This window comes from Frateuria sp. (assembly GCF_035944355.1).
Taxonomy (GTDB): Bacteria; Pseudomonadota; Gammaproteobacteria; order Xanthomonadales; family Rhodanobacteraceae; genus Frateuria_A.
In genome coordinates this window covers 154,127-167,670 of sequence record NZ_DASZBH010000010.1, presented here as the reverse complement: position 1 = coordinate 167,670, position 13,544 = coordinate 154,127, and the positions used below count along the sequence as shown (strand labels likewise).

Here is a 13,544-nt window from a genome sequence, read left to right as displayed (position 1 = left end):
TCACGGTTCCGCCCGCTAGAATGGTCCGTCCCCACCAGGAACCGTAACGGATGCGCATCCTCGTCACCGGCACCGCCGGCTTCATCGGCGCCGCGCTCGCCCAGCGCCTGCTCGCCCGCGGCGACGAAGTCCTGGGTATCGACAACCACAACGACTACTACGACCCGTCGTTGAAGGAAGCCCGCCTGGCGCAGTTCGCCAACCACCCGGCCTACACCCACCTGCGCGCCGATCTGGCCGACGCCGACGCGATCGACCGCGCCTTCGCCGACTTCCAGCCGCAGCGTGTGGCGAACCTGGCCGCCCAGGCCGGCGTGCGCTACTCGCTGAAGAACCCGCGCGCCTACGTGCGCAGCAACCTGGACGGCTTCCTCAACATTCTCGAAGGCTGCCGCCACGGCAAGGTCGAGCACTTGGTCTACGCCTCCTCCAGCTCGGTCTATGGCGCCAACCGCAAGATGCCCTTCGCGGTGGAAGACGCCGTCGACCATCCGGTCAGCCTGTACGCCGCCAGCAAGAAAGCCAATGAGCTGATGGCGCACAGCTACAGCCATCTCTACGGCCTGCCCACCACCGGCCTGCGCTTCTTCACGGTCTATGGCCCATGGGGCCGGCCGGACATGTCGCCGATGCTGTTCGCCGACCGCATCAGCCGAGGCGAGCCGATCGACGTGTTCAACCACGGCAACCACAGCCGCGACTTCACCTACATCGACGACATCGTCGAGGGCGTGGTCCGCACGCTCGACCATCCGGCCCAACCGGACCCGTCCTACGACGCCGAACGGCCCAACCCGGGCACCTCCAGCGCGCCCTACCGGGTCTACAACATCGGCAACGATCAGCCGGTACAGCTGCTGCGCTTCATCGAGCTGCTGGAGCAGAACCTCGGCCGCACGGCGGAAAAGAACCTCCTTCCCATGCAGCCCGGCGACGTGCCGGACACCTGGGCCGACGTCTCGGCCCTGCGCCGCGATGTCGGCTACGCACCCGACACCTCGATCGAAGACGGCGTCGCCCGCTTCGTGAAGTGGTATCGCGAGTATCACGGCGGCTGAGCGTTCGCGGCGGCCGGCGAGGCTGCGCGCCTGCGCTGGCGCAGGCGCGGCGTTTTCAGAACGGCTTGGCGATCACCAGGAAGATCACGCCCAGCAACAGCAGCACCGGCAGCTCGTTGAGCCAGCGCAGAGCCACCGACGCAGGCAGCGCCCCGCCCTTCTCGGCCCGTTTGAGCATCCGTCCGATCACCACGAAGTAGGCCAGCAGCAGCGCCACCAGGCCCAGCTTGAGGTCGATCCAGTGCATGCCGGCCACCACGTTCGGAAGCGTGGATGGAAACAGCCGCCAGCCTTGCCACAGCACCAGCCCGAACAGGAAGGCCAGGCCGAACATGTTGTGCCCGAACTTGTACAGCCGCCGCCCCATCAACAGCAGCCGCGTCCGCACGCCGGCGTCGTCACCGGCCTCGGCGATATTGACCAGGATGCGCGGCAAATAGAACACCGTCGCCATCCAGGCCATGACGAAGAGAAGATGGAAGGACTTGATCCAAAAATAGGTCATGGCTCGAACCCGATGGGAATGCCGCGCCATTGTTGCGGAAGTGGCCACCAGCCTCCACCATCATCCCTGCCGGTCGGACACGATCCCCGCGACCAGACACTCTTACGACGATGAGTCCGCAAAAAATTCCCGATCCGGCCAAGCTCGACCGCATCGTCGCCGAGGCCCGCCGCGCCGCCGAACAACGCGAGCTCGGCTACCGCGAGCGGGCGCTGAAAATGTACCCGTGGGTCTGCGGCCGCTGCGGGCGCGAGTTCACGCGCAGCAACCTGCGTGAGCTGACCGTGCACCACCGCAACCACGACCACGACTTCAACCCGCCCGACGGCAGCAACTGGGAGCTGTTGTGCGTGTACTGCCACGACAACGAGCACTCGCGCCACATCGATCACGTCCGCGGCGCCGGCTATGAAGCGGCCGCGGCGCCGCCGGCCACCGGCAATCCCTTCGCGGATCTGCGGGCCATGCTGGAAAGCAAGAACAAGCGCTGAAACGGCCGCGGGCGCCGGCTCCCCGCACGCGGCCTGAACGTCCGCATCGGCATAGTCTGGCCCATGCAGGCCCGCCTCGCCCGTTCCCGCGCCGCTTTCGCGCCCGCGCTGGCGCTGGTGCTGCTGCTTGTCTTGCGGGTGCTCTGGCTCGGCGCCTATCCGCTGGATTCGGACGAGCCCCAGCACGCCCACGTCGCCTGGAGCATCGCCCAGGGCGCGGTGCCCTATCGCGACGTGTTCGACAACCATGGCCCGCTGTTCGCATTGATCTACGCGCCGCTGATGCATGGCCTGGGCGAGCGCGCTGACATCCTGTGGTGGCTGCGCCTGGCGGTGCTGCCCTGGTACGCCCTCGCCATCGTCGCGACGTGGCGCATCGCGCGCAGCCTTTACCGGCCTGGCTTGGCCGACGCCGCGGTGCTGCTCGCCGCGCTGATGCAGGTGTTCTTCCTCAGGACCGGCCAGTTCCGCACCGATGACGCCTGGACGGCGCTGTGGCTGCTGGCGTTGGCCCTGGTGCTTCCCTCCGGCCGATCCGCGGCGCGCTGGTTGCTCGCAGGCGTGGGCGTGGGCGCCGCCTTGTCGATTTCGCAGAAGACCCTGCCTCTGGTCGGCACCGCGCTGCTGGCGGCTGGCTGCGCGTGGATGGCCTCGCCGCGCAAGCTGTCCCGCCCGGTCGTCAAGCGCGCGGCGGCATGCCTGGTCGGCTGCCTGGCGGTTCCCGCCGGCCTCGTGCTGTGGCTGGGCTCCATGCACGACCTGCTGCCCGCCTGGCGCGATCTCGTCCTGTATGGCCTGGCCTCCACCGGCGGATCCAGCCATACCTGGCGGCAGGCCGTCTACGTAGGATGGCTGGTGCCCGTCCTCGCCTTGGCGACCTACCGCCTGCGCAACATCGACCAGGACCCGGCGCGCTGGCGCACGTTCCTCGCCCTGCACGGCGTGCTGTACGTGTCGCTGATCTGGCTGGCCTGGCCCTTGTCCACGCCGCAGGATTTCCTGCCGGTGATACCCACGGTCATGCTGGTAACGACCGGCGCGTTCGCCTCGCGGTTCGCGGCCGATCCGTCGAGTCCGCGCAGGGGCGGCATCGTGGTGGCGGCGCTGGTGCTCCTGGAGCTGGGCATCCTGGTGTGGCATGCGCCGCCCTGGCGGGACGCGCTGGCCGGCGAGCGGGCCGAACTGGCCACGGTGCTGCGCAGCACCGACCCGGGCGACACCGTGATGGACGCCAAGAGCGGCGCGGTCTTCCGCCCGCGCCCCTACTACCCCGTGATGGAGAGCCTGGCGCTGCGGCGCCTGCGGCACGGCAAGATGCCGGACACGATCGCCCAGGCCCTCGTCGCGCACCGGACCATGGTGGTCGTCCCCGACCGCCTGCCGCCAGCCGATCTGGCCTTCGTCAAGCGCAACTACCTGCCCGGCCCCGCGGACGTCTATGTGGCCGGAAAGAGCCTGCCCGCGGGAGCGCGGCCCTTCGCCATCGCGGTGCCTGGGCAGTACACATTGAGCGACGGCAGGCACCCGGTCGCGATGGGGATCGACGGCAACCGCCCCGCGGACCAATGGAACCTGCCTGCCGGCACCCACACGCTGTCCGGCACGGCCAGCCAGGCGCTGGTGCTCAGCTGGAGCAAGGCGTGGGACCGGGGCTGGCGGCCCCGCCTCCACTGAACTTCCCGCGCGGACGCAGGAAGCCCCGTGGGCCGGTCGTCCGCCAGCGGCATGCGCGGCGCTACTTGCGTGCGGCGATGATCTCGCTCAGGTAATCGGGCGTGCCGGGGACGCGCACCAGGTGCGGGTACTGCAGGCCGCCGTAATAATCCACCGCCACCGTCTGGTAGCCGCCCTGGAATTTGAGCAGCAACTGGATCGGCGACCTGCCGTTCTTCGCCGCGGTGATCGCCTGCTTGAGCACGTCCCTGGAATAGTTCTGGCCGTTCACCGCGACCAGCGTCGCGCCGGTGCTGACGCCGGCCTTGAACGCCGGGCCGTCCCAGCGTACGTCGTTGACCTGGCCGTGGTCGTCCAGGGTCAGGCCGATCGACCAGGCGAAGTTGAACAGATGCCGCGGCGATTGCGGGCGGCTGTCGTACTGCTGCTCGTAGTCGCTCGGCTGATCGGTGTAGACCAGTTTCCAGCCGATGCCTTGCACGCCGTCCAGCAGCGGCGGATCGAGCGCATCGACACGCGCGCGCAGGAAGCTCGCCCAGTCGTATTTCGCCACGCCATCGAGCGCCGCCACCACGTCGTCGAAGGTGTAGGTCTTGGTGACGAAGCTGCCGTCGTCGACGCCGAAGAAGGCCCGCGCGAAGTCGTCCAGCGACTTGCCGTCGTGCGTCAGGGCGCGCAGCTTGGCGTCCACCGCCAGCCACAGCATCTGGCCGCCGCTGTAGTAGTCCTCGCTCATCTGCCAGCTGCGGTAGGGCAGGCTTTCGCGGTGCGCCGCGGTCGGGTCGTTGGTGGTGTCCTCCAGCGTGCGCCACTGGAATCCCTCGCGGTTGCGCTGGTAGTTGGCCGCGACCATGGCCAGCGCGTCGCGGAACTGCGCAGGCGTCCACAGGCCGGCGCGCGCGGTCAGCACGAAACCCCAGTACTGCGTCTGGCCCTCGTACACCCACAGCAGCGAGTCGCCCATCGGCACGTTGAAGTTGGGCGTCCATAGGTCGGCGGGGCGGCGGAACTTGCCGTTCCAGGAGTGGGTGTACTCGTGCGCCAGCAGGTCGCGCCCGGGCGCCGAGTCCTTCCAGGCGGTGAAGTAGTCGGCACCCAGGCCGTTCTCGCTGGACTGGTGGTGCTCCAGCCCGTTGCCGCCCAGTTGCTCCGACAGCGAGAACAGGAAGTCGTAGTGGTCGTAGTGGTGCGAGCCGAACAGCTTCACCGCCTGCGCCGCCAGGTTGCGATGGGCTTGCACCTGCTCCGGCGTCATCTCCAGGTACTTGGGCTCGTCGGCGACCACGTCCAGATGCACCGGCGCCCCGCCGGCGGGGGTGAGGTCGACGCGCTTGAAGTACTGGCCCGCGTAGATCGGCGAATCGACCAGCGTGTTGAACGGCACCGGCTTGAAGGTGATGGTGTCGCCCGAGCGCGAAGCCTGCGCCTGCCCCGCGCGTTCCAGCGCGCTGCCGAACTGCCAGCCGCGCGGCAGCGTCACGCTGGGCGCGAAGACGATGCGGCGGGAGAAGTGGCCGGCCGGATACAGCGCCACCTTGTTCCACTCCAGGTCGAGCATGCGGTCGGTCATCTCGTAGCCGCCGCTGCGGTCGGACAGGTACTGGAAATCCGCATCGATCGAGGACACGCCCTCAGGCACGTCGACGTGGAACGCATACACGTCGTACTCGTCGCGCGTCCATTTCAGCGGCTTGCCGCCGGCGCTCAGCTTCAGGCCCGCCAGCATGGCCACCGGGCCGCTCGGCGAGTGGTCGCCCGGGATCCACTTCGGATACAGCAGCGTCAGGGCGCCGGCCTGCACCGGCAGCGTTTCGTGCACGCGGAAGATGCCCTGGCGTGTGTCGCTGGCATCGACGTGGACCGCCACCGTGCCCGGGTAGGGCGTGTCCTGCGGCGGCGGCACGCGGTCCCCGGCCGCCGGTTGCGCCCCGGCCGAACCAGCGGCGAGCGCCAGCGACAGGGCCAGCACGAGGCGCGACGGACGGCGCGGCACGGCCGACGGGACAGCAGGAAGGGCACGGGACATGGAGGGCTCCGGCAGGCGATGGAGTTCCGGAACTTAGCAGCAACCCCGCCCGGCGCTCATCTGCCGGTCGGCACGGTGCGCGGCGGACCCGCGGCGCCTGGTCCCGGAACCGGCCGGGCGCCCGTGCTATCCGCCTATCGCCGGACAGCCGGCGTCAGGCGCCGCCATGGCCCGCACATTTCCCGACCACATCCCGCCCGTGCCTGGCCAGGCACCCATGGCACCAGGCGGCTGGACCATGAGCGAGATTGACGCTGCATCGCGCGAGCCGTAGCGTCGCGCCGTCCGAATCCTCCGGAGCTCCCATGGGACGCTGGATCCGCCGCATCACGGCTGCCCTCGCGCTACTGGCTTGCGCGGCCGCCCAGGCACAGAGCACGTTGCCCGTCTGGCCCGGCGCGGTGCCCGGCCCGCCGCACGCGACCTATCCGGAACGCACCGTCGCCGATACGCCGCTGGGCACGGTGGTCTTCGACGTGACGACGCCGACGCTCACCGCCTACCTGCCCGATCCCGCGCACGCCACGGGCACCGGCGTCATCGTCGCGCCGGGCGGCGCCTGCCTCGCGCTCGCCATGGACCTGGAAGGCACTGGCGTCGCGCGCTGGCTGCAGCGGCAAGGCATCGCCGCCTTCGTGCTCAAGTACCGCATTCAGCGCAAGCAGCAGCAGGGCATTCCGGCCGACCTGGACCTGGGCAAGGCGTGCCGGGAAGGCATGGCCGACGGCATCCAGGCGGTCAGGCGCGTGCGGCAGAACGCGGCAGTGTGGGGGCTCTCTGCGCACCGGATCGGCATCCTCGGCTTTTCCGCCGGCGCGATGATCGCCAGCGGCGCGCTGCTGCAGGCCGACGCCGCGGCGCGGCCGGACTTCGCCGCGCTGATCTACGGCGCGCCCTTCGGCACCCTGCCTTCCATACCCGGCAGCCTGCCGCCCGTGTTCATGGCCTGGGCCCAGGACGACGACCAGGCCCGCGCGGCAGCGTCCCGCTTCTACGAGGCCCTGCTGGCCGCCGGCCAGCGGCCGGAAGCGCACATCTACGCCAGCGGCGGCCACGGCTTCGGCCTGCGCCGGCAGGGCACCAGCAGCGACCACTGGACCGATGCGTTCCAGGGATGGATGCAGGCGCAGGGCCTCCTGCGGCGTGCCGCCCCGTCGCCGCGGCCGGGGCGGTGAGGCGGCCGACTCAGGGCGACGCCGGCTTGCCCTCGTCGTCCACCGCCCGCTTGATCGCCGCGACGAACTCGCGGCGCGCCTGGACCAGCGCCTTGCCGGTGGCCTGCGGCCAGGCGGCCACCTGGGCGATCACCAGCTTGCGCGCGGGATCGACGTAGACCATCTGGCCGAAGATGCCGATCGCTGCATAGCTGCCATCGGTGTCGGTCCACCACAGATAGCCGTAGCCGCGGCCCGGCTCGTCGACGCCGGTCTGCCGGTGCACCGCGCCCTGCAGCCAGGCCTGCGCGATCACCGGCTTGCCGCCGATGCGGCCGCCATCGAGCATGAACTGGCCCAGCCGCGCGTAATCGCCGAGCGTGGCCGACAGGCCGCTGCCGCCGGTGTCGCTGCCGTCGCACTCGTCCTTGATCCAGTAGGCATCGGCGGCCATGCCGTAGGGCTGCCAGAGGGTCTGCGAGAGGTAGGCGGCCAGCGACCGGTGCGTGGCCCGCTGCACCAGGATGCCGAGCAGGTCGGTCTCGGCGGTGTTGTAGTTCCAGTGCGTGCCGGCCGGCCACTGCCGCGGCATTTTCATCAGGTAGGACAGCACGTGCGCGCGGCCATCCGCGCAGGCGCCCAGGTACATCTGCGCCACGTCGGACCTGGCGTCGGCGTAGTCCTCGTTCCAGCGCACGCCGGAGGTCATGGTCAGCAGCTGCTGCACCGTCACGTCCGCATAGGCGCTGCCGCGCAGCTCCGGAATGTAGCTGCCCAGCGTGTCGCCCATGCTGTGGATGTAGCCCTGCTGCAGAGCGATTCCTAGCAAGGTCGAGGTGACCGACTTGGCCACCGAGAACGAGGTCCAGCGCCGGTCCGGCCCAAAGCCTTTCGCATAGCGCTGCAGGCGGACGCGGCCGTCCTCGAGCACCATCACGCCGGCGATGTGGTAGCGGTCCATGTAGCCGGCGAGCCAGGCCGAGGCATCCCTCCCCGCCACGGCCAGCGGCCGTCCCTGCGGCAGGGCGTGCACCTGCGCACCGTGCGCCGCCCGGTCGCTGGGGAACAACTCGTACATCCGCGGAAAGCGCGCCTCGCGCTGCGCCTGGGTCCAGAACAGCACCCCTTCGCGCTGCTGGCCGATGGTCGGGGCACTGCGCTCAGCCGCCGCCGAAGGCAGCGCCACGGCCAGGCAGACGGTGGCGGCGAAGAGGCCGGCGAGGAGGTTGAGGCGCATGGTGGGAGACCGCAGTGGCACGAGGCCGCCATGTTACCGAGCACGCCCGTGTGACGTCCCCCGTGGTAACCAAGGGAAGGGATAAGCGAGCCCTGCCTCGTTCATCTTCGTCCGCCACAGCAACAAGTAATTCAGGAGGTTCGGGCTAGTCTGTCGTGTCGTCGAATTCCGGCTCGGGACGCTTGGGCAGGGTTCGCACGTGTCTCACGGCAACGCGCGGCACCGGTTGCCTGCCGTGCCGCCATTGCGCGGGACCGCACCCACCGTCCTCGTGCGTCCGACAGCAAAGACTGGCTGCCCCATCCCCCGAGAGGAAAGAGCACGTGTCCGTGTCGCCGCAACTGATGTCGCCTGAAAAAAGTTTCCTTGCCGGCGGAGGTAAGGTGGGCGAGATGATGCGCGCCCACGACTGGTCCCGCTCGCCGCTCGGCGACCCGGTCCACTGGCCGCAGTCGCTGCGCTCGGTCGTCAGCCTGCTGCTCAATTCGAAGTTCCCGATGTTCGTCGCCTGGGGACCGCAGCTGGGCTTCCTCTACAACGATTCCTACGCCGAGATCCTGGGCGCCAAGCACCCGGCGGCGCTGGGCAGCCGCTTCGAGGACATCTGGCGCGAGATCTGGACCGACATCGTGCCGTTGATCGACGCGGCGATGTCGGGCGAGGCGGTGTACCGCGAAAACCTGCCACTGGTGATGAACCGCAAGGGCTTCGAGGAGCAGACCTGGTTCACCTTCTCCTATTCGCCCGTGTGGGACGAAAGCGGCCAGATCGGCGGCATGTTCTGCGCCGTGGCCGAGACCACCGACCAGGTGCTGGCGGTCCGCCACCAGCGCTTCCGCATCGAGCTGGAGGATGCGCTGCGCGACGTCGCCGAACCGCACGTCCTGGCCGACCGCGCCGTCGCCGCGCTGGGCCGGCACCTGGGTGCCCAGCGCGTCGGCTACGCCAAGGTGCTTCCGGGCGAAGAAACCATCGTCTACGAGGCCTGCTACACCGATGGACTCGATCCCCTGATCGGCGGCGCGCCGCTGGCTCCGTTCGGCGCCGGGCTCGTCGCCCGCCAGCACGACGGCCAGACCGAAATCTGCGCCGACGTCGAGGCCGACCCGCAGCACGACCAGGGCGCCTGGCGAGCGATCGACACCCGGGCATTCGTCTCGGTGCCCTTGGTCCGCGACGGCCGTTTCTTCGCCTGCTTCTTCGTCAATTTCCGCGCTCCGCATCACTGGACCCCCCATGAGGTCGCCCTGATCGAGGACGTAGGCACGCGTACCTGGGCGGCGATCGAGCAGGCCACGGCCGAGATCGCGCTGCGCTCGAGCGAGGCACGCTTCCGGGCATTGCTCACCACCGGCGCGTACTCGGTGTTCCGCATGAGCCCGGACTGGCGCGAGCTGCGCGAACTGGAAGGCCAGGGCTTCCTGGCCGATACCTCCGAGCCGAACGAAGGGTGGCTCGAGGCGTATGTCCATCCCGAGGACCAGCCGCAGGTGGCCATAGCCGTTCGCGAGGCCCTGGCGAACAAGGGCATGTTCGAGTCCGAGCACCGCATCCGGCAGGCCGACGGCAGCCTGGGCTGGACCCATGCCCGCGCGGTGCCGATCCTCGACAATGCCGGCGGTATCGTCGAGTGGTTCGGCGCGGCCAGCGACACCACCGCGCGCAAGCGCGGCGAAGAGGCGCTGCGCCAGCTTACCGGCGAGCTGGAGCAGCGCATCGCGATCGCGGTGGAGGAACGCCAGGCCGCGCTCGCCCAGGTCCACGAGATGCAGAAGATGGAGACCATCGGGCAACTCACCGGCGGCGTCGCGCACGACTTCAACAACCTGCTGACGCCGATCCTGGGCGCGCTCGACACGCTTGCGCGCAAGCTCGACGGCGACGAACGCGCCCGCCGCATGACCGCCGCCGGCCTGCAGGCCGCGGAGCGCGCACGGACGCTGATCCAGCGTCTGCTCGCCTTTTCCCGCCGCCAGCATCTGGCGCCACGCCCGGTAGACGTCAGCCGGCTGCTGTCCGGGTTCGCCGACATGGTTTCGCGGTCGATCGGACCCGGCATCCGGCTCTCGGTGTCCTGCCCGCCCAGCCTGCCCCCGGCGCTGGTCGATCCCAACCAGTTGGAGCTGGCGCTGCTCAACCTGGTGGTCAATGCCCGCGACGCGATGCCCGAGGGCGGCGAACTGGCGATCGTCGTCGCCGAGGAACGCGAGCGCCGCAATCCGCGGCTCGGCGAGGGAAGGTTCATCCGCTTCTCGGTCACCGACACCGGCGTCGGAATGGATCCGGCAACCGTCAAGCGCGCCATCGAGCCGTTCTTTACGACCAAGGGCGTCGGGCGCGGTACCGGCCTCGGCCTGTCGTCGGTGCATGGCCTGGCCGCCCAGTCCGGCGGCGATTTCGCGCTCGACAGCCAGCCCGGCCGCGGCACCACCGCGTCGCTGTGGCTGCCGGTGTCGGACCAGGTGCTGGCCGAGGCGGGCGTCGCCGCCAACGACGCGCCGATCCCCCGCGTACCCGCCGCGACCGTCCTGCTGGTCGACGACGAGGACCTGGTGCGCGGCGGCACCGCCGAGATGCTGGCCGACGCGGGCTACACCGTGGTATCGGTCGACTCCGGCTTCGAAGCCTTGCAAAAGGTCAACACCGGCCTGGCCTTCGATATCCTGGTCACCGATTACGCCATGCCCGGCATGACCGGCGCCGAACTGGCGCGCGAAGTCCGCCGCCTGCGGCCGCAGACCCCGGCCCTGATGATCACCGGCTTCGCCACCCTCACCGACCGCGAGGCCGGCGGCCTGCGCCGCCTGGCCAAGCCTTTCCGCCAGGCCGAACTGGCCGGCGCGCTGGCGGACCTCTTGGAGGCGGGCAAGGAGAGCGCGCGCTCGGCCTAGGGCGGCAACCCAACGGCTGCGTGGCGACCCGGGGTGTGCTCAACGCCCGGTTGCGCCCGGCCCGTGCGGAAGTGCGGGAAGACATTACTGACCCAGCCGGTTGATGGCATCGTTCTCGACCACGGCCGGCGGCGACGGATCGCGCGCCAGCGCGAGCATCGCCCGCCCCACCCGCGCAGTCGTGGTCATCTGGCCGGGCAGCAGATGCCCCGCCAGGGCGAGCGCAGGCGCACCAAGGCGGTAAAGCAGGTCCAGCGGCCGGTGTGGCGAGCGGACGCCCTGGACCGGGCGGATGCCGCCCGGGCGCAGCATCACCGTGGTGATCGGCAGCGCGCCCAGTGCGCGCTCGGCCTTGCCCTTGGCCCGCAGCAGCGACAGTCGACTGGCGGCATCCGCGTGGGCGCCGGAGATGTACAAAAACCGCCCGCCGGGATTGCGCTGCGCAAAGACCTCGGCCACGTGCACGGTCAGGTCCACCGTGACATGCCGGTAGGCCGCCGCGGACAGGCCCACCAAGGGAGCGCCTGCGCAGTAGAAGCACGCGTCGAACGGCGCCAGGCGCTCGTGAATCGGGCCGAGGTCGGCAAAGTCCGGACAAACCAGCTCTTCCAGCCGCGGGGCCTGCATGCCCGTGGCACGGCGTCCCAGCATGGCCACGTGCTCCACGTCCGGCGCCCTCAGGCACTCTCGCAACACGCCCTGGCCAACCAGACCGGTCGCCCCGGTGATGAGGATGCGCATCGTCAGACTCCGGCAGTCCATGAACCTACGTGGAAACGGACCCGCTGGATGCGGTCAGCGTGTGCCCGGGACGTTCGCCGCCCAGCCGCGCCGCGCGGTCCGGTCCTCGACGGCCGTAGCCTCGCGGGTGACGCCACGTGCCGCTCCGACGGCCAGGAGGCGCCCCGGTTATCGACTGCCGCCAACGTGACGAGCGACTGGCCGTCCGAACCCCGGGGCTGGGCGACCGTACAGCCGGGTCCGTCTACGTCGCGTAGGCGGTGCCGCTTTGGAACGGCACGCCTGTCGCGGGCAGCGGCAACATGCGCAAGGGCCCGGCCGTACCATGGGCCGCGGTGGCGAATCCACCCGTTCCTTGATGCAAGGGAGAAAGCCGTGCCCATCCGACTGGACCATCTCATCGTTCCCTCGCGCGACCGCAAGGCCGCCGCCGCGCTGCTGGCCAGCCTCCTGGATGTCTCCTGGTCCGGAGACACGGCGGGCGGCCCTTTCAGCCCGGTCTACGTCAACGACGAGCTGACGCTGGACTTCGGCCAGGTCATGGGCGAGTTCTCGCCCCAGCACTACTGCTTTCAGGTGAGCGAAGCGGAGTTCGACCTCATCCTCGGCCGCCTGGTCGACAAGAACATCCCTTACCGGAGCACGCCCATGGGTCCGGTGGACATGCAGGTCCGGCACCAGCACGGCGGCCGCATCGTGTACTGGAGCGAACCGGACGGGCACGCCTGGGAAATCCTGACCTCCAGCTACGCCCGGGCGGCGCTATAGGCGCGGCAAAGCCGCTGCCTGCCCGGCGCACGCGGACGCCCATGCGCAACAGACGGATCAGGGCGCGGCCCCGTCCGCTTCGGCCGATGGCAGGTCGAGGTGAAAGAACCGGTTGAAGTCGCTGGTCGCTCAGGCGGGTGGCTGGGCGGCATGCTTCAGGTATTCGGTCGGGGTGACGCCAAGCACGCGGCGGAACATGCCGATAAAGGCGCTGCTGCTCGCGTAGCCGGCCTCGCGCGCGACGGTCTTGATGGATCGCCCCAGGCTCATCTGGCTGAGCGCCTGGGCCAGCCGGACATGCTGGCGCCAGCGCACGAAGGACATGTGCAACTCGCTCTCGAACAGCCGGGCCAGGGTGCGGCTGCTGGCGCCGGCCCGGGCGGCCAACTGCTCGAGCGTCTCCTCGTGCGAGATCCCGGCGAGCAGCCGCAGGCAGACTTTCCTCAGGCGCGGGTCGGACGGCACCGGTATGTGCAAGGCCGCCTCGTCCGCCGACTGCAGCTCGTGCAGCAACAGCGGCGCCAGCATCGCCATGCGTTCGGCCTGCCTGTCCTCGTGCGCGCTCACGGCGGTCAGGATCAGCTCGCGCAGCAGCGAGGAAACCGACAGCACCCGGCAATGCGGTCCGAACGGCGCGCCCGTCGGCGGATCGAGATAGAGCATGCGCACCGCCACCTGCCCTTCCATGTGGATCTCGTGCTGCATGCCCACGGGGATCCACAACGCACGCTGCGGCGGCACGATCCAGATGCCTTCGCGCGTGGTCACCTGCATCACGCCCGACTTGGCGTAGATCAGCTGCCCGCGGCGGTGCCGGTGCCGGGCGACATGCCATCCGCGCGGGTAGACCTTGGCCAGCGCCGTGATCGGCCACGACGAGCGGCGGCGCGGGTACTGTCTGATTTGCGACACAAATTGGCTCCCTTTCGGAAGACGGACGCATCTAGGCTAAGTCTCCACCCGCACCGCGGGCAACGCATCCTCTGCTGGAGCTCCCCA

The 13,544-nt window shown here is 69.8% G+C and carries 11 protein-coding genes; 6 read left to right on the top strand and 5 right to left on the bottom strand.

The genetic code is table 11. From position 1 onward, the window contains the following. Positions 1–50 precede the first annotated feature (50 nt). Entirely contained in the window at positions 51–1,058 is a 1,008-nt protein-coding gene (locus tag VGU03_RS08140) for an NAD-dependent epimerase (protein ID WP_327479885.1), read from the top strand. Positions 1,059–1,113: 55 nt separating this feature from the next. Here VGU03_RS08140 and VGU03_RS08135 read toward each other — a convergent pair whose 3' ends face one another. Then, positions 1,114–1,563 (bottom strand): CopD family protein, encoded by a 450-nt coding sequence (locus tag VGU03_RS08135; protein ID WP_327479884.1) that lies wholly within the window; start codon positions 1,561–1,563, stop codon positions 1,114–1,116. 110 nt (positions 1,564–1,673) lie between these two features. Here VGU03_RS08135 and VGU03_RS08130 point away from each other — a divergent pair, with 110 nt between their 5' ends. Beyond that, a complete protein-coding gene (locus VGU03_RS08130; protein WP_327479883.1) occupies positions 1,674–2,054 on the top strand; it encodes a YajD family HNH nuclease in 381 nt (126 codons plus the stop codon). 63 nt (positions 2,055–2,117) lie between these two features. After that, entirely contained in the window at positions 2,118–3,728 is a 1,611-nt protein-coding gene (locus VGU03_RS08125) for a glycosyltransferase family 39 protein (protein WP_327479882.1), read from the top strand. 61 nt (positions 3,729–3,789) lie between these two features. Here VGU03_RS08125 and VGU03_RS08120 read toward each other — a convergent pair whose 3' ends face one another. Next, positions 3,790–5,754 carry a peptidase M61 gene (locus VGU03_RS08120; protein ID WP_327479881.1) on the bottom strand — a complete coding sequence of 655 codons (1,965 nt, stop codon included), beginning with the start codon at positions 5,752–5,754 and terminating at the stop codon, positions 3,790–3,792. Between the two features lie 305 nt (positions 5,755–6,059). Here VGU03_RS08120 and VGU03_RS08115 point away from each other — a divergent pair, with 305 nt between their 5' ends. Then, positions 6,060–6,929 carry an alpha/beta hydrolase gene (locus tag VGU03_RS08115; RefSeq protein WP_327479880.1) on the top strand — a complete coding sequence of 290 codons (870 nt, stop codon included), beginning with the start codon at positions 6,060–6,062 and terminating at the stop codon, positions 6,927–6,929. 10 nt (positions 6,930–6,939) lie between these two features. On the opposite strand, the gene VGU03_RS08110 is transcribed toward VGU03_RS08115, so the two are convergent. Continuing rightward, positions 6,940–8,145 (bottom strand): serine hydrolase domain-containing protein, encoded by a 1,206-nt coding sequence (locus VGU03_RS08110; protein WP_327479879.1) that lies wholly within the window; start codon positions 8,143–8,145, stop codon positions 6,940–6,942. Positions 8,146–8,537: 392 nt separating this feature from the next. Between VGU03_RS08110 and VGU03_RS08105 the strand changes: the two genes are divergently transcribed. Then, positions 8,538–11,036 carry a GAF domain-containing hybrid sensor histidine kinase/response regulator gene (locus VGU03_RS08105; RefSeq protein ID WP_327479878.1) on the top strand — a complete coding sequence of 833 codons (2,499 nt, stop codon included), beginning with the start codon at positions 8,538–8,540 and terminating at the stop codon, positions 11,034–11,036. Between the two features lie 84 nt (positions 11,037–11,120). Here VGU03_RS08105 and VGU03_RS08100 read toward each other — a convergent pair whose 3' ends face one another. Then, positions 11,121–11,777, bottom strand: coding sequence for an NAD-dependent epimerase/dehydratase family protein (locus VGU03_RS08100; protein ID WP_327479877.1), 657 nt, complete (start codon positions 11,775–11,777; stop codon positions 11,121–11,123). A gap of 375 nt (positions 11,778–12,152) precedes the next feature. On the opposite strand from VGU03_RS08100, the gene VGU03_RS08095 reads away from it, so the two are divergent. Continuing rightward, entirely contained in the window at positions 12,153–12,545 is a 393-nt protein-coding gene (locus VGU03_RS08095) for a VOC family protein (protein WP_327479876.1), read from the top strand. Positions 12,546–12,674: 129 nt separating this feature from the next. Here VGU03_RS08095 and VGU03_RS08090 read toward each other — a convergent pair whose 3' ends face one another. After that, complete coding sequence (locus VGU03_RS08090; RefSeq protein ID WP_327479875.1) at positions 12,675–13,457, bottom strand: helix-turn-helix transcriptional regulator; 783 nt, start codon at positions 13,455–13,457, stop codon at positions 12,675–12,677. Between the last annotated feature and the right edge of the window lie 87 nt (positions 13,458–13,544).

Coding starts and splice junctions, on each gene's coding strand:
- VGU03_RS08120 (WP_327479881.1), bottom strand. CDS start 5,754: ATGTCCCGTGCCCTTCCTGCTGTCCCGTCGGCCGTGCCGCGCCGTCCG.
- VGU03_RS08105 (WP_327479878.1), top strand. CDS start 8,538: ATGATGCGCGCCCACGACTGGTCCCGCTCGCCGCTCGGCGACCCGGTC.
- VGU03_RS08140 (WP_327479885.1), top strand. CDS start 51: ATGCGCATCCTCGTCACCGGCACCGCCGGCTTCATCGGCGCCGCGCTC.
- VGU03_RS08125 (WP_327479882.1), top strand. CDS start 2,118: ATGCAGGCCCGCCTCGCCCGTTCCCGCGCCGCTTTCGCGCCCGCGCTG.
- VGU03_RS08110 (WP_327479879.1), bottom strand. CDS start 8,145: ATGCGCCTCAACCTCCTCGCCGGCCTCTTCGCCGCCACCGTCTGCCTG.
- VGU03_RS08130 (WP_327479883.1), top strand. CDS start 1,674: ATGAGTCCGCAAAAAATTCCCGATCCGGCCAAGCTCGACCGCATCGTC.
- VGU03_RS08100 (WP_327479877.1), bottom strand. CDS start 11,777: ATGCGCATCCTCATCACCGGGGCGACCGGTCTGGTTGGCCAGGGCGTG.
- VGU03_RS08115 (WP_327479880.1), top strand. CDS start 6,060: ATGGGACGCTGGATCCGCCGCATCACGGCTGCCCTCGCGCTACTGGCT.
- VGU03_RS08135 (WP_327479884.1), bottom strand. CDS start 1,563: ATGACCTATTTTTGGATCAAGTCCTTCCATCTTCTCTTCGTCATGGCC.